This window comes from Citrobacter sp. Cpo109 (assembly GCF_030332565.1).
Lineage (GTDB): Bacteria > Pseudomonadota > Gammaproteobacteria > Enterobacterales > Enterobacteriaceae > Citrobacter > Citrobacter portucalensis.
Genome location: NZ_JAOWHQ010000071.1, coordinates 205,779 through 229,875 on the forward strand (window position 1 = coordinate 205,779; position 24,097 = coordinate 229,875).

Here is a 24,097-nt window from a genome sequence, read left to right on the forward strand (position 1 = left end):
TTTACGCCTCCAGTGCCGGTTCGATTTCCAGCACTTCAATATCAAAATGAACGGTATGCCCGGCCAGCGGATGGTTGAAATCAACCGTGATCGAGTCACCGTTGATTTCGCGGATCACACCAGGCATCTCACTGCCGTCCATTGCGGTAAAGAGCATGATAGCGCCAATTTCTGGCTCGCCCGCGTCCATAAATTCCCGACGCGAGAAATACTGAATTAAGTCCGGGCTTGACACGCCAAAGGCGGCATCCGGTTCCAGAGCAAAAGTGGTTTTATCACCTTCTTTTAGCCCCAGCAGGTGTTGTTCCAGTCCTTCAGACAGAGAACCGTCACCCAGGCGAAACAGCGCAGGCTTGCCGTTATTGCGGGTTGACTCTGCGGTTGAGCCATCGTCGAGCTTAAGGGTGAAGTGCACCAGCACCGCACTGTTACTCTGTACTGATTTAGACATGCAGGTTGCTCTTTAAAATTGCTGCCGCCTGTTTGCCCGGTGGCGCTACGCTTACCGGGCAAACAAGGATCGCAGTATATTGTAGGCCGGATTAGCATAGCGCCATCCGGCATTTTTTTATGCGGCTTTTTTCTCTTTCGACGGCAGGAAGCCTTCGAGCACAATCAATGCCGCGCCGATACAGATAGCAGTATCGGCCAGATTGAAGGTCGCGAAATGCCAGTCGCCGACGTAAAAGTCAATCATATCAACCACGAAGCCGTGCCACAGGCGGTCGAACAAGTTGCCCAGCGCACCGCCAATGATTAACGCATACGCGATGTTGTTCAGCTTCTGCGTCGCCTTCGAGCGATACATCATCACCATCAGGATGACGCAAATACCGATGGCGATGCCGGCAAAGAACCAACGTTGCCAGCCGCCGCTGTCAGCTAAGAAGCTAAACGCCGCACCGTAGTTACGCGCGTAGTGCAGATTAAGCGACGGAAACAGCGACACCGTATCCCCCAGAGCAAAGTTCTGGAGGATCAGGTATTTGCTGCCTAAATCGATAATCAGCACGACTACCACCAGCCACAGCCAGCGTAGTCCTGTTGAACAAAGAGGCTTACTCATCAGGCAAACTTACGTTGTTCGCCATCACCGGCGATGTTGCTGACACAGCGTCCGCAGATATCTGCATGTTCCGCCACCTGGCCGACGTCGGTAGTGTAATGCCAGCAGCGCGGGCATTTCTCACCTTCGGCTTTGCTCAGTACGATTTTCAGACCTTTGAGCAGTTCGCTCTGCTGAGCATCAGCAGGAGCCGCTGCATAATCCGCAACCGTCGCACCAGAGGTCAGCAGTACAAAACGCAACTCTTCGCCCAGCGCGGTCAGTTTCGCCGCCAGCTCAGGTTCAGCGTACAGGGTCACTGCCGCTTCCAGAGAACCACCGACTTTCTTATCCGCACGTGCCTGTTCGATGACTTTGTTCACTTCGCCACGCACTTTCAGCAGCTCGTCCCAGAAGGCATCGTTCATCGCCTCGGTTTCGCCTAGGCCAAACAGACCTTCGTACCATTCACCGGTAAAGACATACTTCTCACGATCGCCCGGCAGGTAGCCCCAGATTTCATCGGCGGTGAAGGACATGATCGGCGCCATCCAACGAACCAGCGCTTCAGCGATATGGAACAGCGCAGTCTGGCAGCTACGACGCGCCACGCTGTCCGCTTTCGCGGTGTACTGACGGTCTTTGATGATGTCGAGGTAGAACGAACCCATTTCGACGGAGCAGAAGCGCATCAGGCGCTGTACCACCTCGTGGAAGTCATAGGCTTCATAGGCTTTCAGGATTTCGTCCTGCGCCGCTTGCGCACAACCTACCGCCCACCTGTCCAGAACCACCATCTCTTCCGGTTTCACCATGTCTTTAACCGGATCAAACCCATTCAGGTTCGCCAGCAGGAAGCGCGCGGTGTTACGGATACGACGATAGCTGTCGGCAGCACGTTTCAGAATTTCGTCAGAAACGGCCATTTCACCGGTATAGTCGGTTGAAGCCACCCACAGACGCAGAATATCCGCGCCCAGTTTGTTCATCACATCCTGCGGAGAAACGGTGTTACCGATAGACTTGGACATCTTACGGCCCTGACCATCAACAGTGAAACCGTGGGTCAGTACCTGGCGATAAGGTGCTTTGCCTTTCATGGCGGTGGAGATCATCAGAGATGACATGAACCAGCCACGGTGCTGGTCAGAGCCTTCCAGATACATATCTGCCGCATGGCCCGCAAACTCAGGACGCACGTCCACGACGGAGGAGTGGGTTGAACCAGAGTCGAACCACACGTCCAGCGTATCCGGGACTTTGACATACTGGTCAGCTTCGTCGCCGAGGATATCTTTCGGATCGAGATCCCACCACGCCTGGATGCCGTCAACTTCAACGCGTTTAGCCACTTCTTCCATCAGTTCGATAGCGCGCGGATGCAGCTCTTCGGTGTCTTTGTGAACAAACAGAGACATCGGCACACCCCACGTACGCTGACGAGAGATACACCAGTCAGGACGGTTAGCAACCATCGATTCAATACGCGCCTGGCCCCAGTCCGGGATCCACTGCACGCCTTTGATCTCTTTCAGCGACTGCGCGCGCAGGCCTTTCTGATCCATACTGACGAACCACTGTGGGGTCGCGCGGAAGATGATCGGTGACTTGTGACGCCAGCAGCATGGGTAGCTGTGCTGCATCTTCTCAACGTGCAGCAGCGCACCTTTTTCGCTCAGCAGCGCAACGATTTTGTCGTTGGCTTTAAAGACGTTCACGCCGTCCAGATCCGGATAGGTACCCGCCAGGTATGCGCCGTCCGGGCCAACCGGGTTAGCGATTTCCAGACCGTATTTCTGGCTGATGACGTAGTCATCCGGACCGTGACCGCCAGCGGTATGAACCGCACCGGTACCCGCATCCAGCGTAACGTGATCGCCAAGGATAGCCGGTACATCGAAGCCCATAAACGGATGGGTAAAGCGCAGCAGTTCCAGCTCAGCGCCTTTAACGGTGCCGAGAATGGTGTATTCAGCCGCGCCAATACGCTGCATAACGCTTTCAACCAGATCTTTCGCCAGAATCACAGCCTGGCCGTCAATCTGCACCAGCGCATAGTCAAAATCAGGTGCCAGAGAGATTGCGCGGTTCGCCGGTAACGTCCACGGGGTAGTGGTCCAGATAACCAGAGAGATCGGGCCGTTGACGTCAGAAACGCCAAATTTCGCTTTCACCGCATCCTGATCGGCAGCGTGGAACGCTACGTCGATGGACGGGGAGGTTTTGTCATAATACTCAACTTCCGCTTCCGCCAGCGCGGAACGGCAGTCAACGCACCAGTGCACCGGCTTCGCACCTTTGTGCAGGTGACCGTTACCGATGATTTTACCCAGCGCACGAATGATGTTGGCTTCGGTTTTGAAGTCCATGGTCAGGTACGGATGCGACCAGTCGCCCAGTACGCCAAGACGGATAAAGTCTTTACGCTGACCGTCAACCTGGGTCGCTGCGTATTCGCGGCACTTGGCACGGAACTCAGCGGCGGTAAACTTCTCGCCCGGTTTGCCGTATTCCTGCTCTACTTTCAGCTCGATCGGCAGACCGTGGCAGTCCCAGCCCGGAACGTAAGGCGAGTCATAACCCGTGAGTCCTTTGGACTTCACGATAATGTCTTTCAGAATCTTGTTAACCGAGTGACCAATATGAATGCTGCCATTCGCATAAGGAGGGCCATCATGCAGAATGAAGGTTTTTTTGCCTTTTTTGGCCGCACGAATGATGCCGTACAGGTCATCATCAGTCCAACGCGCCAGCATTCCCGGTTCGCGCTTGGCGAGATCGCCGCGCATCGGGAACCCTGTTTCCGGCAAATTCAGGGTTGATTTATAGTCACTCATCAGATTCTCGGTTCCGTATTTAAAACTCGTATAGGCATTAAGCCGGTTTTGTTAGCCCAAAAAATTCACGGGCAGTCAACTCATCACGCGCAATCTGCGCTTTTAGCTCATCCAGCGAGGCAAATCGCTGTTCGCTGCGTATTTTTTTACGCAGTACTACATCTATATGGCGACCATACAGGTCCATTACAACGTCCAATAGATGCACTTCCAACTGTTGGCGTACGCCTGCTACCGTCGGGCGGGTGCCGATGTTGGCGACGCCGGGTAAAGGTTTGTCACCCAGTCCCATCACTTCAACTGCATAAACCCCTTTCACCGGGGAAACCTGGCGACGCAGCGGTAAGTTTGCCGTCGGAAAACCGATGGTGCGCCCTAATTCATCACCGTGAACGACACGTCCTGAGATAGTAAAAGGATGCCCAAGCAGGCTTTCGGCCAGTTGCAGGTTATCTTCTGCCAGCGCCTGACGTACCGCGGTGCTGCTAATGCGCACACCGCCTTCGCAGAAGGTTTGGGTGCTGGTGATATCAAAACCATACTCAGCGCCCGCTTCCTGTAATAACAAGAAATCGCCCGCACGGCTAGCGCCAAAGCGGAAATCATCACCAACGGCAAGAAATTGTACACCAAGGCGCTTAACCAGCAGATCGCTGATGAAGGTCTGCGCCGTTAATGCCGCAAAGCGCCTGTCAAAACGCACGCACAGCACGTAGTCCACGCCGCATTCCGCCAGATAACGCAGTTTTTCGCGCAGGCGAGTGAGGCGCGCAGGTGACTTGTCGGTCGCAAACAGCTCTAGCGGCTGCGGCTCGAAAATCATCACCATCACCGGTAAATTGCGTTTGCGCCCTTCTTCCCGTAAACCCTGCAGCAACGCACGGTGACCACGGTGCACGCCGTCGAAATTACCAATAGTCAGCACACACCCATGCGGGGCCTGACTGAGATTATGTATGCCTCGTATCAGCTTCATGTCTGGCTCAAAACAGTGAAAATCGTGAAAGTATACCCTGTACCGCGGTCAACGTTAACCGGCGATTGTTTCTACGAAACAGAAAGAGGATTGTTTTCATTGTTATGAAACAAATTGCAGACCTTCACGGGCACGCCAATGCAATTTTTCTCGTGGAAAAGCTGTATTCACGCCACGCAAGCTGGTAGAATCCTGCGCCATCACTACGCAACGAGTGCTGCAATTTAAACGGCGCTTATTTGCACAAATCCATTGACAAAAGAAGGCTAAAAGGGCATATTCCTCGGCCTTTGAATTGTCCATATAGAACACATTTGGGAGTTGGACCTTGGCTAATATCAAATCAGCTAAGAAGCGCGCCGTTCAGTCTGAAAAGGCCCGCAAGCACAACGCTAGCCGTCGCTCTATGATGCGTACTTTCATCAAGAAAGTATACGCAGCTATCGAAGCTGGCGACAAAGCTACTGCACTGAAAGCATTTAACGAAATGCAACCAATCGTGGACCGTCAGGCTGCTAAAGGTCTGATCCACAAAAACAAAGCTGCACGTCATAAAGCAAACCTGACTGCACAGATCAACAAACTGGCTTAATCGCCTGCTTGTTGTCGCTTTGTGAAAAAACCCGCGCAAGCGGGTTTTTTTATGTCTGTCATTTGTTCGTTGGCGTAAAGAGCGCCGAGTAGTCCGCATTGCAGATACGCTGCACCGCCGGATGCTGGATCATCCTTTCCGCAAATATGGCGTGATACTCTTCCATCACATTTTCTACGCGGCCAATTTCAACAATAGAATCATCGGCATAGAAATTGTGCGAATACAGCGTAGGTGCAACAAAAATAGCATTATGCGTTGCCCCAAACGCTTTCATCAGCGCAGCGTCATCAAACTCACCGAGGATTTCGACATTCAATCCTTGTGAGTTGATCCAGTTCAGCAGCTTACGTCCGAGCATCGAACGGCGCCCTGGGATCAGCAACCGACGCTCCTCAAGGCAGGCCGGGAATGGTTTTTCAGGCAGCGGTTTGGTGCACCAAAAACTCACGCTGCACTCGCCTATCCGCACTGAGAACAACCCTTCCTGCTGCGTAGAATCGATCGGGCAGTCGGAGATGATCATATCCAGCTTATGTTGGCTGAGTTGATCCAACAGCATCTCATGCGTTGATTCAAAACAACGCAGATGGATTTGTTCATCTTCAACCACAGCGGCATCCAGCACGCTGCTGACCAGCTGCTTCGATAGCGCATCCGCCACGCCGACATCGAACAGCAAATTAGACTCTTTGCGGTAGTTCACGATATCCAGCATTTCCTGGCTTAAGGTAAACATCTTATCCGCGTAACGAAAAACCAATTCGCCTAACTCACTGGGCTCCAGCCCACGCCCCTTCCGCTTAAACAATTTTCCCTGTAAGCGTTCCTCAAGCGCTTTAATCTGCCCGGTAATGGTCTGCGGTGTCAGATAAAGCGCTTCTGCTGCACCAACCACTGACCCTTCTTTATAGACATGCCAAAAGTAGTACAGATGGTTGTAATTTATATGAGACATACTCTCTCCCTGAAAATTGTCACGAAAGGGTTATCCCGTCAGGCTGATGCGTTCAACCGGGCACGTAACCAGCAGTAACCTATCACTGCCGACAACAAGGAGCCGATCAGGATCCCCAGTTTTGCCCAGTTAATCAGCTCAGGATCGACGTTGCCAAACGCCAGGCTGGCAATAAAAATCGACATCGTAAAGCCAATGCCGCAAAGAATACCGACCGCCATAATCTGCTGGAAATTCGTTCCTTCCGGCAATTGCGCCACCTTGAGGCGTAACGCCAGCCAGCAAAACAGACTGATACCCAACGGTTTGCCGATCAACAGGCCGGCAATGATCCCCAGCGGTAATATCGAGGTCAGTCCATCAATAGTGACGCCCTGCAGTGAAACGCCTGCGTTAGCGAAGGCAAACAGTGGCAGGATCAGGTATGCCACCCATGGATGCAGAACATGCTCCAGTCGCTTCGCCGGTGAACGTCCGTGTTTTTCCTTCAATGGAATGAAGAAGCCCACGATCACGCCCGCCAGTGTTGCATGCACGCCAGACTTCAGTACGGCAGTCCACAGCACTACGCCGACCAGAATATAAATACCGGTGCGTCTCACTCCGCACAGATTCAATGCCGCCAGAACGAGGATCGCGCACGCGGCAACGCCCAGCGACAGCAGCGAGAGATCGCTGGTATAGAACAGTGCGATGATGACGATAGCGCCGAGGTCATCAATAATCGCCAGCGCCATCAGGAAGATTTTCAACGCCAGTGGTACACGACTGCCCAACAACGCCAGCACACCTAACGCAAAAGCGATATCCGTTGCCGCCGGGATCGCCCACCCTTCACGGGTGATGGGATCGGCATAGTTGAATGCCAGGTACAGCAGCGCCGGGACAATCATGCCCCCGATAGCAGCAATGATCGGGAACGCCGCCTGACGCAGACTGGCCAGCGAACCTTGCATTAACTCGCGCTTTACTTCCAGACCAATCAACAGGAAGAACACCGCCATCAACGCGTCGTTGATCCACAGCAGCATATTTTTGTTGATCTCAAGCGCGCCAACCCGCAGTTGAACGGGCGTTTCCAAAAAGGCGTGGTACCATCCACTGGTAACCCCGATATTTGCCATCAGCATAGCGACCACGGCTGCGATGATCAGAATGATGCCCCCCGAGGCGTCACTACTAAAAAAACGATGCAGATGTTTCACTTTTATTCTCTCTATTGGGTGAATACTTCGTAAATACTATCTTACACCCTCAAAAAGCTCGTTAAAATTAGATTATTCATTATGGATAGATCGGATTTTACGAGTAAAAATTTCAGCAATCATCAAGATGTTCTGCCTGTGCCATTACCGCCAGAGAGAATGATTCCTCCTCTCAGATCTTCAAAAATTCTTGGATCAGAGTATTCTCGTATTCATTGATATATTGGGATAATAATCAAAGAGCTAAGATGGACTCGACACCTCTCCCGCAAGAAATATTGAGAACCTGGCAACGCATAGAATTTTTTCAGCCTTATACGCTTGAAAGAAAAGATAAAAGCCTGCTGATCCCACTAAAAAAACTCATTACATTAGGTGATGCTTCACTTCCGTGGCATTCAGAGAAATTACGCCAGCAATATGACATTCCGCCGAAGGCATCATTTATTGTTCACGTAGGGCTATTTGAGAAAAATATCGTCAGCCGTATTAGTCAGGAGGTTCTTGGAACAAATGAGGAAAATGACGACGAATGCGAACAGCGCTTGGATCAGGAAGGGACAACCTGTTTTGCTAAGATGCAGTTGAACGGAGAAGGTGTACCCACGAGAGATAAACTGTCGGTAAGTTCGCTACCCTGGGCGTTGGGCCATCTTAAAAAACGTCAATTCCACAAACTCGACTCATCAGTCTTCGCGGTCGATTGTATGCATCTTGCCGATACATTCAATGATTTCTGCGTTACGTTAGAGCCCGTAAGGGAAAAAGGCCCGGGAGTATTGCGCGCAAGCAATATTCTCACGCTGCTCGACACTCATTTAACATCATGGGCGGACTTTGCACCTGAATGGCAATATGCAATACAAATTGACTGGTTTAACGGCATCAATGAGAGCCAGGACACGGAACAAGAAGAAGCTAGCGAAACGGAAGACCTCATAAGCGACAATGAAAAGGCATTAGTACTTCCCATCTTAAATAGCTTCTTTTTTGAGGATATTGAAGATGCAATGTCATCATTGGAAGACACTCGATGCCGAACACTCAATACTTACCTCACTCACCTTGTTCACAGAAACCCGGATCTCTATTCTCAGAAAGGACTAACAGCCATTATCGATAAGCTGCATCCGACTAAAATGCCTCTGGGGCGTTGGCCTTCAGAGCCAGAGCACGCGATGTCATTAATGCAGCAGTTTGCAATTAACACGGCGGTAGAAGAGCTTGCTGAAGGTGGATTACTATCAGTAAATGGGCCTCCGGGAACGGGGAAAACGACGTTGCTGCGTGATTTAGTTGCGCATAATGTCGTTGAACGAGCGAGAGTCCTTGCGGGCTTCAGTAATGTGGAAGATACGCTGACCCATGAAGGCTTTATCGTCCCGGAGCTGACCGGTTTCGAAATGATTGTGGCCTCATCCAATAATGCAGCCGTAGAAAATATCTCTAACGAATTACCGCAAAAGAAATCGCTGGCCGAAGAATTTCGTTCTCTTGACTATTTGTCACCGACCGCAAATCAAGTTGCAGCAAAATCCCTGCCCAAATCTGCGCATAAAAGAGATAAAGATGGAAAAGGAACTGAGCGTAATTACCATCTCTTTCGTCCTCTTGCGACAGAAAAACAGTGTTGGGGATTAATTTCAGTAGCTCTTGGAAGAAAAACAAATCGTACAAAATTCGCCCAAAGACTACTGTTTGATGAGCATTTTTTACGCGACACATCAGTCGAAATGGCTAGACCGGACAACGAAAACTTTCTCAGCCTTTGGCGCTGGAAGTCTTGCCACAATAAACTCTCTTTTACCGCAGCAAAGCAGCATTTCATTCACTGCCTGAAAACAACAGAAGAGCTGCAAAAACAGTTAGCAGAATTAGCCGAACTGCTGGCAAAAAAACCTTACTGTTCATCTGATGTTTTGTCTTCGGACATGGCAAAAGCGGCAGTGCGATGTCAAGAGCGGCTTAGCGCACTTAAGGAATTTGAAGCTGAGCAGGACGTAATTGAAAAACAGATTCAGCATGCCAAGCAACAGCAAAAAATAGAAGAAGCCGATGCACCGGGCCTGCTGACTCGTTTGCTCAATCGTAAAAAGGTACAGACTTACCAGACATCATTACGTAACACACAACAGCATCTTTTAACGCTTAGCGCATCATTAATACACAAAACACAGCTCATTTCTGAACAGCGTAAACAACTGAATGAGGCAGACGCCCAAAAACGCCGCTTACAGCAAGAAATAGACAGGATTGCCCTGCTGCGCGAGGAAATAGAACAAAAATTGCGGGGCCTGAAGGATAAGTTTTCAGGAATAGCTCTACCTGATAGCCATAAACCCATCGATAATGCTGGCTTACAGCGCACCGCATTCTGGCAAAACGCTCAGATCAACCGCCAACGCTCACTGTTGTTTATGGCTGCGATGGATCTTCATCAAGCCTGGCTTTACGAGGCAATGGGGAGCGTTGATCGCTTTAGAGAAATGTTCCTGCTCCGCCTGAGGAATTTTTTAAATTCCCCTCATCTTGAGCCCACGCCACTCCCCTGGTGGCAAACGTTATGCATGTTTGTCCCGGTACTCTCTACAACCTTTGCCTCAGTGGGACGTATGCTGCATGGAGTAAAAGGCGGCGAGCTTGGCTGGGTAATGATCGATGAAGCTGGCCAGGCATCACCTCAACAGGCCGTCGGCGCTATATGGCGCGCCAAACGCGTACTCGTTGTGGGCGATCCGTTACAGATTGAGCCTGTATTCACCACCTCTCCATCACTGGTTAGGCACCTTTGTCAGGACCTTCTACACGAGCATGCTGAAAAGTGGAATCCAGAAAAGCTCTCAGTCCAACAGGTTGCCGATCGCGTCAATCATTGGGGCTGCAAATTAGAGATGATGAACAATAACATCTGGATTGGGATCCCATTATGGGTACATCGCCGTTGTATCGAACCCATGTTCAGTATTGCTAATAAACTGGCATACAATAACCGGATGATTCACGGGCTTGATACAGACAAAATCTGTAGCCGTCTTGTCAATGGCGAACTTGAAAACCACTGGTTGGTTTCAAGAGGCGGTTTGGGAGACAAGCAGTACCGAGATAGTCACGGTCAAAGCCTGATTACACTGCTGGACCGTCTACTCACGGAAAATATAGATCTGGGGTCTATTTACGTTATTACTCCATTCAAGGCTGTTAAATATGCTTTGTTGGAACTGATTGAACAAAGAGAGCTGGCCAGCTGGCAACAATACTCACCGCGACTAAAACATAAAGAAATTAAAGAGTGGCAAAAAAGCTGTGTTGGTACAGTCCATACTTTTCAGGGGAAAGAAAACGACATCGTTATTTTTGTTCTTGGATGTGATGTACACAATCGCGGCGGCGCAGAATGGGCTTCGAGCAAACCTAATCTTCTGAACGTGGCCCTTACCCGTGCTAAAAAACACATTTTTGTTATTGGAGACCCATTGGTATGGAAGACATTACCCGGATTTGCAAGTGTCGCACATACCTTGCCGGAGAAAGCAGAGACAAATATCGTTGTTGAACAGGTAAGCCTGGAGTGGAAGTGAGAACAGAACCAAAAATAAAAGCCTGAGATTTTCCAATTTCAGGCTTTTTAGAATATACGGCAGTAAGCTTAGCGCGTCAGATCGTCAAAGAACTTCTTCACACCGTCGAAGAAGCTTTTGGAGCGCGGACTGTTTTGTTCGCCGGTCGGGCCGCCAAAGCTGTCCTGCAGATCTTTGAGCAGTTGCTTCTGCTTGTCGTTCAGGCCCACAGGGGTTTCAACCACCACGCGGCACAGCAGGTCGCCCTGAGCGCCACCGCGTACAGACTTGACGCCCTTTCCACGCATGCGGAAAAGTTTGCCAGTTTGCGTTTCGCCCGGAATTTTTAGCTTCACGCGACCGTCCAGCGTTGGGACTTCAATCTCGCCGCCCAGCGCTGCCATCGCAAAGTTAATCGGTACTTCGCAGTACAGGTTATTGCCTTCACGTTCGAAAATTGGGTGCTGTTTTACCTGCACCTGAACGTACAAATCACCTGCTGGTGCACCATGTTCACCGGCTTCACCTTCGCCCGCTAAACGAATACGGTCGCCGGTATCAACCCCTGCCGGGATCTTAACGGACAGCGTTTTGCTTTTCTCAACACGACCATGACCGTGGCATTTGTTGCACGGATCTTTGATCAGCGTACCGCGACCCTGGCAGTGTGGACAGGTCTGCTGTACGGCAAAAAAGCCCTGACGCATCTGTACCTGACCAGAACCATGACAGGTTGGACAGGTCTGCGGCTGAGTACCTGCCTTCGCACCGCTACCGTGGCAGACGTCACACTCTTCCAGAGTCGGAATACGGATCTCTTTGGTGACGCCACGCACGGCTTCTTCCAGAGTGAGATCCATGTTGTAACGTAAATCAGCACCACGTGAGGCGCGCTGACGACCACGACCGCCGCCAAAAATATCGCCAAACACGTCACCAAAGATATCGCTGAAGTCAGCCCCGCCGCCAAAACCGCCGCCACCGCCCATGCCGCCTTGCTCAAACGCAGCATGACCGTACTGATCGTAAGCCGCACGTTTTTGCGCATCGGTCAGGATTTCGTACGCTTCTTTGATCTCTTTAAACTTGGCTTCGGCCTCTTTATCACCCTGGTTGCGGTCCGGGTGAAATTTCATGGCCAGGCGCTTGTAGGCCTTTTTGATTTCACGCTCTTCCGCTGATTTGGAAACGCCTAAAATCTCGTAATAGTCTTGCTTAGCCATCTCTTTTTATCTGCCCCTAACATGCGTGCACGGGCGGAGAGGAAACCTCTTCGCCCGTGCCAGTAATTACCCGTTCAAAGGGCGATTATTTTTTGTCTTTCACTTCTTCAAACTCGGCGTCGACAACGTCGTCATCTTTCGCGTTGTTTGCAGAAGCATCAGCGCCTGCTGCGCCAGCCTGCTGCTGTGCGTGCTGCTGCTGAGCGATTTCCATCAGTTTCTGGGAAACCTGTGCCAGCGCCTGCATTTTCGCTTCGATATCCGCTTTGTCTTCGCCTTTCAGAGAAGTTTCCAGCGCGGTCAGTGCAGACTCGATGGCAGTTTTGTCATCAGCTGGCAGTTTGTCGCCTGCTTCTTCAACCTGCTTACGAGTGCTGTGCAGCAGATGGTCACCCTGGTTACGAGTCTGAACCAGCTCTTCAAACTTACGGTCAGATTCTGCGTTCGCTTCTGCTTCGCGAACCATTTTCTGAATTTCTTCTTCGTTCAGACCAGAAGAAGCCTTGATGGTGATCTTCTGCTCTTTACCGCTGTTTTTGTCTTTCGCGGAAACGTGCAGGATACCGTCGGCATCGATGTCAAAAGTAACTTCGATCTGCGGCATACCGCGCGGAGCCGGGCTGATACCATCCAGGTTAAACTGACCCAGATCTTTGTTATCAGCGGCGCGTTTACGTTCACCCTGCAGCACGTGGATGGTTACCGCAGACTGGTTGTCTTCAGCGGTAGAGAACACCTGGCTGTGCTTGGTCGGGATAGTGGTGTTTTTCGCGATCAGTGGAGTCATCACGCCACCCATGGTTTCGATACCCAGAGACAGCGGGGTAACGTCCAGCAGCAGCACGTCTTTCACATCACCGGTCAATACACCACCCTGAACGGCAGCACCGATTGCCACTGCTTCGTCCGGGTTAACGTCTTTACGCGGCTCTTTACCGAAGAACTCAGCAACTTTCTTCTGTACCATCGGCATACGAGTCTGACCACCGACCAGGATAACGTCCTGAACGTCGGAAACAGACAGACCAGCATCCTGCAGAGCAACTTTCAGCGGCTCGATAGAACGGTTAACCAGGTCTTCAACCAGGCTTTCCAGTTTCGCACGGGTCACTTTAATGTTCATGTGTTTCGGACCAGTCGCGTCTGCAGTAATGTACGGCAGGTTCACGTCGGTCTGCTGAGCGGAAGACAGTTCGATCTTCGCTTTCTCAGCGGCTTCTTTCAGACGCTGCATCGCCAGCGGATCATTACGCAGATCGATACCCTGATCTTTCTTAAATTCGTCAACCAGGTAGTTGATCATACGGCTGTCGAAGTCTTCACCACCCAGGTGGGTATCACCGTTGGTTGCCAGAACTTCGAAGGTTTTTTCGCCGTCAACTTCGTCGATTTCGATAATAGAGATATCGAAAGTACCACCACCGAGGTCATAAACCGCGATAGTACGGTTGCCAACTTCTTTATCCAGACCGTAAGCCAGTGCCGCTGCGGTCGGTTCGTTGATGATACGTTTTACTTCCAGACCTGCGATACGGCCAGCATCTTTGGTTGCCTGACGCTGAGCATCGTTGAAGTATGCAGGTACGGTGATAACCGCTTCAGTTACCGGTTCGCCCAGGTAATCTTCAGCCGTTTTCTTCATTTTTTTCAGCACTTCAGCAGAAATCTGCGGCGGTGCCATTTTCTGACCTTTTACATCAATCCATGCATCACCGTTGTCAGCACCGATGATTTTGTACGGCATGATGGCTTCATCACGCTGTACTTCTTCGTCCTGGAAGCGGCGGCCAATCAGGCGTTTAATCGCAAACAGGGTGTTTTGCGGGTTTGTCACTGCCTGACGTTTAGCCGGCTGACCAACCAGAGTTTCACCATCCTGGGTATAAGCAATGATAGAAGGCGTGGTGCGATCGCCCTCGGCGTTCTCCAGCACACGTGCAGTAGTGCCATCCATAATCGCTACACAAGAGTTGGTAGTACCCAGGTCGATACCAATAATTTTACCCATCTAAACGTCTCCACTAAAAATTCGGTCATCATGTGGTTGTGAATCTGTAATAAGGGCGAAACGTGCGGTTTCAACTACCCTGAATCGTTTTTTTTCAGACTCACCACTGCGGTTGTCTACAAGATGGGGCCGTAACCCACGTCATCAAGGGGGGCATGAAAATTTTTTTTAGCCTTGTGGCAATAAAATCACAGAAAAAAGGCTAAAAGATTAAAAAATGAATAGTTGCCAACCAGGATTAATTCGCACCACCAATTAAATAAATAAAGCCATTCATATAAAAATTGTAATAAAAAGAAAAGATTACGAGCATGAATCGTTTCTCCGACGGCGGTAAGATGGTCTGAAGTTACGCACTTTTGCAGCCGTCAAAGAGAAATTCCATGAAATCCGTGTTAACCCTTTCCACCAGCCTGCTTATGGGCCTGCTGCTGAGCAGCGCCGCGCACGCTAACGATCATAAAGTTCTGGGTATGATTGCGATGCCCCGCAACGCAACCAACGATCTCACGCTGAGAATTCCCGTTTGCCGGGTTGTAAAACGCATTCAGCTCACCGCCGATCGCGGCGATATTAAACTTAACGGCGCATCCGTCTACTTCAAAGCCGTACGCACTTCCAGCCAAAGCCTGAACGTCCCGTCATCCATTAAAGAGGGACAAACGACCAACTGGATCAATATTAATAGCGATAACGACAATAAACGCTGCGTGTCCAAAATCACCTTCTCAGGCCAGTCGGTAAACTCCTCTGACATGGCAACGCTGAAAGTTATTGGCGACGACTAATTCCGCACATTTTGATTCAGAAGCCATAGAAAACATGCGGGGCAGATACGCGGTTGATGCGAAAGCCTTTGAACTGGAATAACCACTGCCGCGCCCATGAAGCAGCGCCATCTGGCTATGGGTATTTCTCACCAGATCGTCCACCAAATCCCTCAGTTCCCGGTGGTACTTCAAATCGTCTGTCTTAGCAAAATGATCAACCATGCGTAAGCGTGATGCCCATCACAGGGAAAATAATTCATTTTCCCTTCGTTAGATCATAGACAGTGCCCTCTCCCCTGATTATCATGCCGCGCCCCGAAGACAGTGATCGTTATTTGGGGAAACTATTTCACCATTCAATCAATGATGATTTTGAGGAATTATGGGCAACACTAAGTTGGCTAATCCGGCACCGCTGGGCCTGATGGGCTTTGGCATGACCACCATTCTGCTTAACCTGCACAACGCGGGTTTCTTCGCCTTTGACGTTATTATTCTGGCGATGGGCATTTTCTACGGCGGTATCGCGCAAATATTTGCCGGTCTGCTGGAATATAAAAAAGGCAACACCTTCGGTTTAACCGCCTTTACCTCCTACGGTTCGTTCTGGCTGACGCTGGTTGCAATCCTGATCATGCCGAAAATGGGCCTGGCGGATGCAACCAATGGTCAGTTCCTGGGCGTGTACCTGGGTCTGTGGGGCGTGTTCACACTGTTCATGTTCTTTGGCACGCTGAAAGCTAACCGCGCGTTGCAGTTTGTCTTCCTGAGCCTGACAGTGCTGTTCGCACTGCTGGCGGTTGGCAACATTGCAGGTAACGAAGCGATCATTCACGTTGCTGGCTGGATTGGCTTAGTGTGTGGCGCAAGCGCCATTTACCTGGCGATGGGTGAAGTGCTGAACGAACAGTTTGGCCGTACCATCCTGCCGATCGGTGAAGCGCACTAAACTGACGCTATCCCCCCGAACGGGGGGATATTCCTTACAAGCGCTGTAACTCTCCCTGTACGCTCGTATCGCGATGATAAATATCCTGTCGCAGCCAAATCCCCAGACCTAACCCCACCAGCGATAACGCCAGCACATACCAGGCCGGAGCCATTGGCGACACGCTCATTAACATCGTCACGGCGATTGGCGTCAGACCACCAAAAATGGCGTACGACACGTTGTAAGAAAAGGAAATTCCGGTAAAGCGGACCTCTGCCGGAAACGCCCGCACCATCACATAAGGCACTGCTCCCACCACACCAACGCACACCCCTACCAGCCCGTATAACAAGAACAAGTGCTGAGGATGGCTGCCGGTCAGGTGATAGAAAAACCAGCTTGAACAGGCCAGCAGCAGGCTGCCGACAATAAAGGTTTTGCTGGCGCCGACCCGGTCGACAATAAACCCGGCCAGCAGACACCCGACGCACAGCATAATGGTGGCGACACTGTTGGCCTGTAACGTTAGCGCGGGTGCAAAACCATACTGCTTCTGCAACCAGACTGGCGACATCAGGATCACCACCACAATCCCGGCCGATAACAGCCAGGTCAGCAGCATGGAAATGACCACCGCTTTTTTATGTTTGCTCACCACCGACTTCACCGGTAGCTCTTGCGCCAGCGCTTTACGCTGCTGCATTTCGAGGAAGATGGGCGTTTCCTGCAACCAACGACGCAGGTACATCGCCACCAGCCCAAACACGCCCCCCAGCAGGAACGGGATACGCCAGCCGTAGTCATGCACCGCCTGCTGCGTCAGGCTGGTATTCACCAGAGTTGCGACCACCGATCCCAGCAGAATCCCCACCGTCAGCCCGGCGGTCAGCGTGCCACAGGCAATGCCGATGCGGCGCTCCGGTACGTGCTCCGCCACGAACACCCACGCGCCCGGCACTTCTCCGCCGATGGCAGCACCTTGCAAAATACGCATCATCAGTAACAGCAGCGGTGCGAGGATCCCCATTGAGGCGTAGGTAGGCAAAAGACCAATCGCCAGCGTCGGTATCGCCATCAGCAAAATGCTCAGGGTGAACATTTTCTTACGCCCGACCAGATCGCCAAAGTGCGCCATGATGATGCCACCCAGCGGACGCGCCAGATATCCGGCGGCAAAAATGCCAAAGGTTTGCACCTGACGTAGCCATTCAGGAATGTCTGCCGGGAAGAAGAGTTCGCCAACAACAGCGGCAAAGAAGACGAAGATAATGAAATCATAAAACTCAAGCGCACCGCCGAGGGCAGCAAGCGTAAGAGTTTTATAATCCTGGCGATTCAGCGGTCGAGTGTGTTGTGACATAGCAAACCATGAGTCAGTGGAGTTATTGAATCTGTCTGTCGATATATGTAAAGCAAAAATTACTATATCGTAAACAATTCAATACTCCACTGTCATTGGCACTTATGTCACGATCGGGCTACTTTCAGGCGTTTATATCGCGGATTGCGCTTTTAGGACGAAAAGATGCTACAACAGCCGGTGCAGTTTCCACATACGGCCCATCCAGCAACTGTATACAATACGGTACACTTGCAAATATACCCGGCACGATAACCTTACCGTCGGCATCTTTCACGCCTTCCAGCGTTTCTTTGATCGATTTCGGCTGCCCTGGCAGATTCAGAATCAACGCCTGTTTACGAATCACACCAACCTGGCGGGAGAGAATAGCCGTTGGCACAAAGTGCAGGCTTATCTGGCGCATCTGCTCGCCAAAGCCCGGCATCTGGCGGTCGGCTACGGCCAGCGTGGCATCAGGCGTTACATCGCGGCGGGCCGGACCCGTTCCGCCGGTAGTCAGCACCAGATGACAGCTCATTTCATCCACCAGCTCACATAAGGTCTGTTCGATGATCGCCTGTTCATCCGGGATCAGTCGCGTTTGCAGCTCAAAAGGAGTGGTAAGGGCAGATGCCAGCCACTCTTCAAGGGCCGGGATACCTTTATCCTGGTAAACGCCGCTGGAAGCACGGTCAGAAATGGAAACCAGGCCAATGCGTAAAGTATTCATGATTATTCCGTTTAAACAGTCTCGTTAAACAGAATGATACACTGCGAAGGGAAGGACAGACAGGTTTCAGAAGAGGTAGCGTGACCCCTGTCAGGGCCACGCGTTAATGATTACAGCAGATCGCCGATCATTTTTTCCAGTTTACCCTGGTCTACAGCAAACTTACGGATACCGTCCGCCAGTTTGTCTACAGCCATCGGATCCTGGTTGTGCTGCCACAGGAACTCAGCTTCAGTGATACGTGCAGGGCGCGCTTTCACTTCGCCGGAGAAGGACAGTTTACGTTCGATAGTGCCTTCGCTTTCCGCCAGCTCTTTCAGCAGTGCCGGAGCAATCGTCAGACGATCGCAGCCTGCCAGCTCAATGATTTCGCCGACGTTACGGAAGCTCGCACCCATCACCACGGTTTCGTAACCGTGCTGTTTGTAGTACTCGTAGATTTCCGTTACGGAAACCACACCCGGATCTTCTGCCGGTGCATACTCTTTCTTGTCAGTGTTGGCTTTGTACCAGTCCAGAATACGACCAACAAACGGAGAAATCAGGTATACGCCAGCTTCTGCACATGCGCGCGCCTGCGCGAAGGAGAACAGCAGAGTCAGGTTACAGTTGATACCTTCTTTTTCCAGCTGCTCAGCGGCACGGATGCCCTGCCAGGTTGAAGCCAGTTTGATCAGAATGCGATCGTTGCTGATGCCAGCATCGTTGTACATTTTGATCAGACGTTTTGCTTTCGCGATGGACGCGTCGGTGTCGTAGGACAGACGAGCGTCAACTTCAGTAGAAATACGACCCGGGACCAGTTTCAGGATCTCCAGACCGATATTTACTGCCAGTTTGTCGGTCGCGTCGACGATCTGCTGTGCGCGGTCGTTGCTCTGCTGCTTAGCCCAGGCTACAGCATCATCAATCAGCTTGCGGTATTCTGGGATCTGCGCTGCGTTAAGAATGAGAGAAGGGTTAGTTGTGGCATCCTGAGGCTGATACAGCTTCATTGCCGCGATGTCTCCGGTGTCGGCCACTACTGTGGTGAACTGACGAAGGGAGGTCAATTTGTCCGTCATGATAGCGATTCTCTTTAAACAGCTTGTTAGGGGGATGTAACCGATCTTCCCTGATGATAGCACGACGCACTCTCAGCGCAACCGCCTGGATTGTCCGACCCGCTGCTCAGCCCTGATTACGCATCTCACAGCCCGTGATGCGCAATTAAAGATATACCCATTGTTATGGTAAACTCCCGCAATCAATCACCTTATAAGGTATATACTGGTCGATAATTGGTAGCGCTTACACGGGATTATTCGCGCTTACCGGCATCAACAAGAGGGATGTTAATGCCTGATTTTTTCTCATTTATTAATGAAATACTCTGGGGATCGGTGATGATCTACCTCCTGCTTGGCGCAGGATGTTGGTTCACCTGGCGTACAGGGTTCGTGCAGTTCCGCTATATTCGCCAGTTTGGCAAAAGTCTTAAAAACAGCATCAGCCCGCAGCCGGGCGGTTTAACTTCCTTTCAGGCATTGTGCACCAGTCTTGCCGCGCGCGTCGGTAGCGGAAATCTGGCGGGTGTGGCGTTGGCGATCGCCGCCGGCGGCGCGGGAGCCATTTTCTGGATGTGGGTCTCGGCGGTCATTGGTATGGCAACCTCATTCGCTGAGTGCTCACTTGCCCAACTGTATAAAGAGCGCGACAGCAAGGGACAGTTTCGCGGCGGTCCTGCATGGTATATGGCCCGTGGGCTGGGCATGCGCTGGATGGGCGTGCTGTTTGCCATCTTTTTACTCATTGCCTATGGCCTGATTTTTAACAGCGTTCAGGCGAACTCAGTCTCTCGTGCGCTGGATTTTGCTTTTGATATCCCTCCCCTCTTCTCCGGTATCGCACTGGCAATCGCGTCATTAGTGGTCATCGTCGGCGGCATTAAAGGCGTCGCACGCCTGATGCAATGGTTTGTTCCGATGATGGCGCTGCTGTGGATCGGTTGTAGCCTCGTCATCTGCCTTTGGCATTTCGGACAGCTCCCCGGCATTATCATGACCATCATAAAAAGCGCCTTTGGCTGGCAGGAGGCCGCGGCCGGTGCCGCCGGGTATACGCTGAGCCAGGCTATTGCCAGCGGCTTTCAACGCGGTATGTTCTCTAATGAAGCCGGAATGGGCTCAACCCCGAACGCAGCTGCCTCGGCAGCATCCTGGCCGCCACACCCTGCAGCACAAGGCATTGTGCAAATGATTGGTGTATTGGGCGATACGCTAATTCTTTGTACGGCCAGCGCAATGATCATTTTACTGGCGGGTAATGGCACCACTTATGTGCCAATGGAAGGCATCCAGTTGCTGCAAAGAGCCATGGTCTCGCTGACGGGTGAATGGGGAGCCGGATTCGTGGCTTTTATTGTGATTCTGTTTGCCTTTAGCTCTATCGTCGCCAACTACATTTATGCGGAAAACAACCTCGTTTTCCTGAAGCTGGACAACATCCGCGTCATCTGGCTATTACGTATCGCTACCGTGAGTACCGTTGTTGGGGGAACGTTAGTCAGCTTCCCACTCGTCTGGCAGTTGGCCGACATCATTATGGCTTGTATGGCCATCACTAACCTGACGGCGATTCTGCTGCTTTCTCCGGTTGTCCATACCATCGCCAGCGACTATCTGCGCCAGCGTAAACTCGGGGTGCGCCCGGAATTCGATCCTCGCCGTTATCCTGATATCAGACAACAGCTTGCGCCCGATAGCTGGGATGAAACGCCGCGCGAATAGCGCGGCAATCGCAACCATCGATCAATTCAGTCGTTTTTTTTGCTAAAGTCGCAGTAAATTTCCTGCAAGGACTGGATATGCTGATTCTGATTTCACCTGCAAAAACGCTCGACTACCAAAGCCCGCTGGCAACGACACGTCATACGCTGCCCGAGTTGCTGGATCACTCTCAGCAGCTTATTCACGTGGCACGCCAGCTCTCTGCACCTCAGATTGGCAAGCTGATGGGGATTAGCGACAAGCTGGCGGATCTGAACGCCACCCGTTTCCATGACTGGCAGCCTGACTTCACGCCGGACAATGCACGTCAGGCCATCCTGGCGTTTAAAGGCGACGTCTATACAGGGTTGCAGGCTGAAACCTTCAGCGAGGCGGATTTCGACTTCGCTCAACAGCATTTACGGATGCTGTCCGGGCTATACGGCGTTTTACGTCCGTTGGATTTGATGCAGCCTTACCGTCTGGAGATGGGCATTCGTCTGACCAATGCGAAGGGTAAAGATCTCTACCAGTTCTGGGGAGATACCATCACCGATAAACTTAACGAAGCGCTGGAAGCGCAAGGCGACAGCGTGGTGATCAACCTCGCCTCGGATGAGTATTTTAAATCCGTGAAGCCGAAAAAACTCAACGCTGAGCTTATCAAACCAGTCTTCCTCGACGAGAAAAACGGCAAGTTCAAAGTCATCAGTTTCTATGCCAAAAAAGCGCGCGGCCTGATGAGTCGCTACATTATTGAGAACCGCTTAACACAGCCGGAACAGCTGACCGCATTTAACAGTGAAGGTTATTTCTTTGATGAAGAAGCATCAGGAAACAGCGAACTGGTATTTAAACGCCACGAGCAATAGTAAAAAGGCCGGATGACGGCTAACGCCTTATCCGGCCTACAGATTTTGTCGGCCCGCTAAGCAAAGCGCCAGCGGGCACAACCATTACCCGCGGGTCATCATCAGCTTACGCAGTTCAGCAAAATCAGCAGGCAGGTGATGAGAAAGCAGCGGCAGATCCGCGCGTTCCGCCAGTTCTTTTGGCAACGCCAGCGTCAGGTCAAGAATCTCTTCAACGCTTTCTTTAAACTTCGCCGGATGCGCAGTACCGAGGAACAGGCCATACTCGCCAGGGTTTAGCTGGTCACGCAGCGCGCGGTAAGCCACCGCCGCATGCGGTTCTGAGGTGTAGCCCATCTCATGTAACTCACGCATCGTGTCCTGAGTCGTGGCATCGTCAACGGCGGCATAACCCAACTCATTCAGACGCCAGATTTTACGGCGGAACAGTTCTTCCACGCGCGGCCAGTTGTTCGGCTGGCTGACATCCATCGCATTCGACAACGTCGCCTGAGTCGCTTTCGGTGCCCACTCACCTTCTGCAAGGAAGCGCGGAACCGTATCATTAACGTTAGTCGCCGCGATAAAACGCTTCACCGGCAAGCCCAGTGATTTCGCCAGCAGCCCGGCAGTCAGATCGCCAAAGTTACCGCTGGGAACGGAAATCACCAGTTGATTACGCGCCTCTTGCGGCAGTTGAGCCACAGCCTCAAAGTAGTAACAGATTTGCGCCAGCAGACGGCTAATGTTAATTGAGTTAGCCGAGTTCAGTCCCAGAGCCACCTTCAGCTCTTCGTCATCAAACGCCTGTTTCACCAGCGCCTGGCAGGCATCAAAATCGCCATCAATAGCCACAGTTTCAATGTTACCGCCCAGCGTACAGAACAGTTTTTCCTGTAATGGGCTGATCTTGCCGTTCGGGTAGAGGATCACCACGCGCACATTTTTCAGGCCATAAAAGGCATGCGCAACGGCCGCCCCGGTATCTCCGGAGGTCGCCGTCAGAATCGTTACCGGTTTGTCGCCACTAATGTGCGTCAGCATCTGCGCCATAAAGCGCCCGCCAAAGTCTTTAAATGCAAGCGTTGGGCCGTGGAACAGTTCCAGACAGCCGACATCCGCGGCAACCTGAGCAACCGGTGCCGGAAAGGCAAATGCCGCACGCACGCGCTCTTCCAGAATTTCCTGAGGGATCTCATCACCAATAAATGCGGACAGGATCTTCGCACTGCGGCTAACGAAGTCCTGCTTCAGCATCTCATCCACTTCTGTCAGATTGAATTCCGGTAGATCGTGCGGAAAAAACAATCCCTGATTCTTGCCCAGTCCTTGCGTAACAGCCTGTGCAAAGCTGACCTGTTCGTTGTGATCTTTCAGATTATACAGTTTCATTGATTATCCCAGTACCCGTGCGCCCGCCGTGTCCAGCCGGCAAATATGAACAAAGCCTTCCTGATTTTGCAGGTAATTTTTACCCAGCCAATCTGCTACGCGCTGTGCCGTATCCGGCTTATCGCACAAGGCGAACAGCGTCGGCCCAGACCCAGATATACCGCTGGCCAGTGCGCCAATTTCGGCTACCGCCTGACGCGCCTGGCTAAAGCCTGGCAGCAAGCGGGTACGATACGGCTCAGCAATGACATCTTTCATCAGCTTCGCGGCCAGAAGAGGCTGACGGGAATAGCAGGCATGGATGAATCCCGCCAGATGCCGCCCGTGAGCGATACAGTCCTGACGGCGATACTGCGCTGGGAGAATCGCCCGCGCTTCAGCCGTCGACACTTTAATCCCTGGATACGCCAGTACCCACAGCCACTCATCAAAGCCTGGCACCTGCTGGCTAATAATGCCGTTTTCTTCAATCATTAACTGCATACCGCCCAAAAAGCACGGGGCGACGTTATCGTAATGAATACTGCCGGAGATACGTCCTTCAAGTTCGCCCATTATCGCTAACAGGCGCGTATCGTTGAGCGGCTTACCGCAATGTTCGTTCATAGCGACTAACGCCGCCACGACGGAACAGGCGCTGGAGCCTAACCCGGAGCCAATCGGCATATTTTTTTCCAGCGTCATCGCCACCGGAACGGTTTTACCCAGCTCCTGGCAGAATCGCTCCCAACACTGGTAGACAATATTTTCACGTGGCTCGGACGGCAGCTTATTGGCAAAGCGCCCAAGGTTGTTCAGGCTAAACTGGTCAGCCGCCTCAACGGACACCACATCACCCAACAGCGAACCATCCACCGGAGTTACCGCCGCACCGAGGACATCAAACCCGACGCTCATATTGGCACTGGAAGCCGGGGCATAAACTCTCACCAT

Annotated in this window: 19 protein-coding genes and 1 pseudogene; 6 read left to right on the forward strand and 14 right to left on the reverse strand. The window is 51.7% G+C overall.

What is annotated here, in order from left to right; genetic code table 11:
* Position 1 precedes the first annotated feature (1 nt).
* The 5 genes and pseudogenes from fkpB to OGY71_RS21625 form a co-directional block, all read right to left on the reverse strand.
* Complete coding sequence (gene fkpB / locus OGY71_RS21605; protein ID WP_003829721.1) at positions 2-451, reverse strand: FKBP-type peptidyl-prolyl cis-trans isomerase; 450 nt, start codon at positions 449-451, stop codon at positions 2-4.
* A 117-nt stretch (positions 452-568) separates the two neighbouring features.
* Positions 569-1,066, reverse strand: coding sequence for a signal peptidase II (lspA, locus tag OGY71_RS21610; protein WP_003018932.1), 498 nt, complete (start codon positions 1,064-1,066; stop codon positions 569-571).
* Positions 1,066-3,882: an isoleucine--tRNA ligase gene (ileS, locus tag OGY71_RS21615; RefSeq protein WP_003829724.1), complete on the reverse strand. Its 2,817-nt coding sequence runs from the start codon at positions 3,880-3,882 to the stop codon at positions 1,066-1,068. The genes lspA and ileS overlap by 1 nt, the downstream gene beginning before the upstream one ends.
* 37 nt (positions 3,883-3,919) lie before the next feature.
* The gene (gene ribF, locus OGY71_RS21620) at positions 3,920-4,858 is read right to left on the reverse strand and encodes a bifunctional riboflavin kinase/FAD synthetase (RefSeq protein WP_003829725.1); all 939 of its coding nucleotides are present in this window, start codon (positions 4,856-4,858) and stop codon (positions 3,920-3,922) included.
* A 7-nt stretch (positions 4,859-4,865) separates the two neighbouring features.
* Positions 4,866-5,081 (reverse strand): annotated as a pseudogene (locus OGY71_RS21625) (DUF2575 domain-containing protein).
* A 105-nt stretch (positions 5,082-5,186) separates the two neighbouring features.
* Between OGY71_RS21625 and rpsT the strand changes: the two are divergent.
* Positions 5,187-5,450: a 30S ribosomal protein S20 gene (rpsT, locus tag OGY71_RS21630; RefSeq protein ID WP_003018940.1), complete on the forward strand. Its 264-nt coding sequence runs from the start codon at positions 5,187-5,189 to the stop codon at positions 5,448-5,450.
* Between the two features lie 58 nt (positions 5,451-5,508).
* Here rpsT and nhaR read toward each other — a convergent pair whose 3' ends face one another.
* The gene (gene nhaR / locus OGY71_RS21635) at positions 5,509-6,408 is read right to left on the reverse strand and encodes a transcriptional activator NhaR (protein WP_003829732.1); all 900 of its coding nucleotides are present in this window, start codon (positions 6,406-6,408) and stop codon (positions 5,509-5,511) included.
* A 38-nt stretch (positions 6,409-6,446) separates the two neighbouring features.
* A complete protein-coding gene (gene nhaA, locus OGY71_RS21640; protein WP_003829733.1) occupies positions 6,447-7,613 on the reverse strand; it encodes a Na+/H+ antiporter NhaA in 1,167 nt (388 codons plus the stop codon).
* Between the two features lie 248 nt (positions 7,614-7,861).
* Between nhaA and OGY71_RS21645 the strand changes: the two genes are divergently transcribed.
* Positions 7,862-11,191: a DEAD/DEAH box helicase gene (locus OGY71_RS21645; RefSeq protein ID WP_218667641.1), complete on the forward strand. Its 3,330-nt coding sequence runs from the start codon at positions 7,862-7,864 to the stop codon at positions 11,189-11,191.
* A 68-nt stretch (positions 11,192-11,259) separates the two neighbouring features.
* On the opposite strand, the gene dnaJ is transcribed toward OGY71_RS21645, so the two are convergent.
* On the reverse strand, positions 11,260-12,393 hold the full coding sequence (dnaJ, locus tag OGY71_RS21650; protein WP_003829737.1) for a molecular chaperone DnaJ: 1,134 nt from the start codon (positions 12,391-12,393) through the stop codon (positions 11,260-11,262).
* Positions 12,394-12,478: 85 nt separating this feature from the next.
* Positions 12,479-14,401, reverse strand: a complete 1,923-nt coding sequence (gene dnaK / locus OGY71_RS21655) for a molecular chaperone DnaK (protein ID WP_003829739.1) — start codon at positions 14,399-14,401, stop codon at positions 12,479-12,481.
* A gap of 383 nt (positions 14,402-14,784) precedes the next feature.
* On the opposite strand from dnaK, the gene OGY71_RS21660 reads away from it, so the two are divergent.
* Entirely contained in the window at positions 14,785-15,189 is a 405-nt protein-coding gene (locus OGY71_RS21660; protein WP_123268673.1) for a DUF2541 family protein, read from the forward strand.
* Positions 15,190-15,553: 364 nt separating this feature from the next.
* Entirely contained in the window at positions 15,554-16,120 is a 567-nt protein-coding gene (gene satP / locus OGY71_RS21665) for an acetate uptake transporter (RefSeq protein ID WP_003829744.1), read from the forward strand.
* Positions 16,121-16,154: 34 nt separating this feature from the next.
* Here the strand turns inward: satP and OGY71_RS21670 are convergent, their stop codons facing one another.
* The 3 genes from OGY71_RS21670 to tal form a co-directional block, all read right to left on the reverse strand.
* On the reverse strand, positions 16,155-17,462 hold the full coding sequence (locus tag OGY71_RS21670; protein WP_197385304.1) for an MFS transporter: 1,308 nt from the start codon (positions 17,460-17,462) through the stop codon (positions 16,155-16,157).
* A 124-nt stretch (positions 17,463-17,586) separates the two neighbouring features.
* Positions 17,587-18,174 (reverse strand): molybdopterin adenylyltransferase, encoded by a 588-nt coding sequence (gene mog, locus OGY71_RS21675; RefSeq protein ID WP_003829749.1) that lies wholly within the window; start codon positions 18,172-18,174, stop codon positions 17,587-17,589.
* A 110-nt stretch (positions 18,175-18,284) separates the two neighbouring features.
* A complete protein-coding gene (gene tal / locus OGY71_RS21680; protein WP_003829752.1) occupies positions 18,285-19,238 on the reverse strand; it encodes a transaldolase in 954 nt (317 codons plus the stop codon).
* A 273-nt stretch (positions 19,239-19,511) separates the two neighbouring features.
* On the opposite strand from tal, the gene OGY71_RS21685 reads away from it, so the two are divergent.
* Complete coding sequence (locus OGY71_RS21685; RefSeq protein ID WP_063941080.1) at positions 19,512-20,942, forward strand: alanine/glycine:cation symporter family protein; 1,431 nt, start codon at positions 19,512-19,514, stop codon at positions 20,940-20,942.
* A 77-nt stretch (positions 20,943-21,019) separates the two neighbouring features.
* On the forward strand, positions 21,020-21,793 hold the full coding sequence (yaaA, locus tag OGY71_RS21690) for a peroxide stress protein YaaA (protein WP_286586521.1): 774 nt from the start codon (positions 21,020-21,022) through the stop codon (positions 21,791-21,793).
* An 84-nt stretch (positions 21,794-21,877) separates the two neighbouring features.
* On the opposite strand, the gene thrC is transcribed toward yaaA, so the two are convergent.
* Positions 21,878-23,164, reverse strand: a complete 1,287-nt coding sequence (gene thrC, locus OGY71_RS21695) for a threonine synthase (protein ID WP_149281238.1) — start codon at positions 23,162-23,164, stop codon at positions 21,878-21,880.
* A gap of 3 nt (positions 23,165-23,167) precedes the next feature.
* The gene (thrB, locus tag OGY71_RS21700; protein ID WP_008786144.1) at positions 23,168-24,097 is read right to left on the reverse strand and encodes a homoserine kinase; all 930 of its coding nucleotides are present in this window, start codon (positions 24,095-24,097) and stop codon (positions 23,168-23,170) included.

Bases quoted from the DNA above. Each gene is read 5' to 3' on its own strand.
- OGY71_RS21685 (WP_063941080.1), top strand. From the start codon at position 19,512: ATGCCTGATTTTTTCTCATTTATTAATGAAATACTCTGGGGATCGGTG.
- yaaA (WP_286586521.1), top strand. From the start codon at position 21,020: ATGCTGATTCTGATTTCACCTGCAAAAACGCTCGACTACCAAAGCCCG.
- satP (WP_003829744.1), top strand. From the start codon at position 15,554: ATGGGCAACACTAAGTTGGCTAATCCGGCACCGCTGGGCCTGATGGGC.
- nhaR (WP_003829732.1), bottom strand. From the start codon at position 6,408: ATGTCTCATATAAATTACAACCATCTGTACTACTTTTGGCATGTCTAT.
- dnaK (WP_003829739.1), bottom strand. From the start codon at position 14,401: ATGGGTAAAATTATTGGTATCGACCTGGGTACTACCAACTCTTGTGTA.
- fkpB (WP_003829721.1), bottom strand. From the start codon at position 451: ATGTCTAAATCAGTACAGAGTAACAGTGCGGTGCTGGTGCACTTCACC.
- tal (WP_003829752.1), bottom strand. From the start codon at position 19,238: ATGACGGACAAATTGACCTCCCTTCGTCAGTTCACCACAGTAGTGGCC.
- OGY71_RS21660 (WP_123268673.1), top strand. From the start codon at position 14,785: ATGAAATCCGTGTTAACCCTTTCCACCAGCCTGCTTATGGGCCTGCTG.
- lspA (WP_003018932.1), bottom strand. From the start codon at position 1,066: ATGAGTAAGCCTCTTTGTTCAACAGGACTACGCTGGCTGTGGCTGGTG.
- OGY71_RS21670 (WP_197385304.1), bottom strand. From the start codon at position 17,462: ATGTCACAACACACTCGACCGCTGAATCGCCAGGATTATAAAACTCTT.
- mog (WP_003829749.1), bottom strand. From the start codon at position 18,174: ATGAATACTTTACGCATTGGCCTGGTTTCCATTTCTGACCGTGCTTCC.
- OGY71_RS21645 (WP_218667641.1), top strand. From the start codon at position 7,862: ATGGACTCGACACCTCTCCCGCAAGAAATATTGAGAACCTGGCAACGC.
- dnaJ (WP_003829737.1), bottom strand. From the start codon at position 12,393: ATGGCTAAGCAAGACTATTACGAGATTTTAGGCGTTTCCAAATCAGCG.
- thrB (WP_008786144.1), bottom strand. From the start codon at position 24,097: ATGGTGAGAGTTTATGCCCCGGCTTCCAGTGCCAATATGAGCGTCGGG.
- ribF (WP_003829725.1), bottom strand. From the start codon at position 4,858: ATGAAGCTGATACGAGGCATACATAATCTCAGTCAGGCCCCGCATGGG.
- thrC (WP_149281238.1), bottom strand. From the start codon at position 23,164: ATGAAACTGTATAATCTGAAAGATCACAACGAACAGGTCAGCTTTGCA.
- ileS (WP_003829724.1), bottom strand. From the start codon at position 3,882: ATGAGTGACTATAAATCAACCCTGAATTTGCCGGAAACAGGGTTCCCG.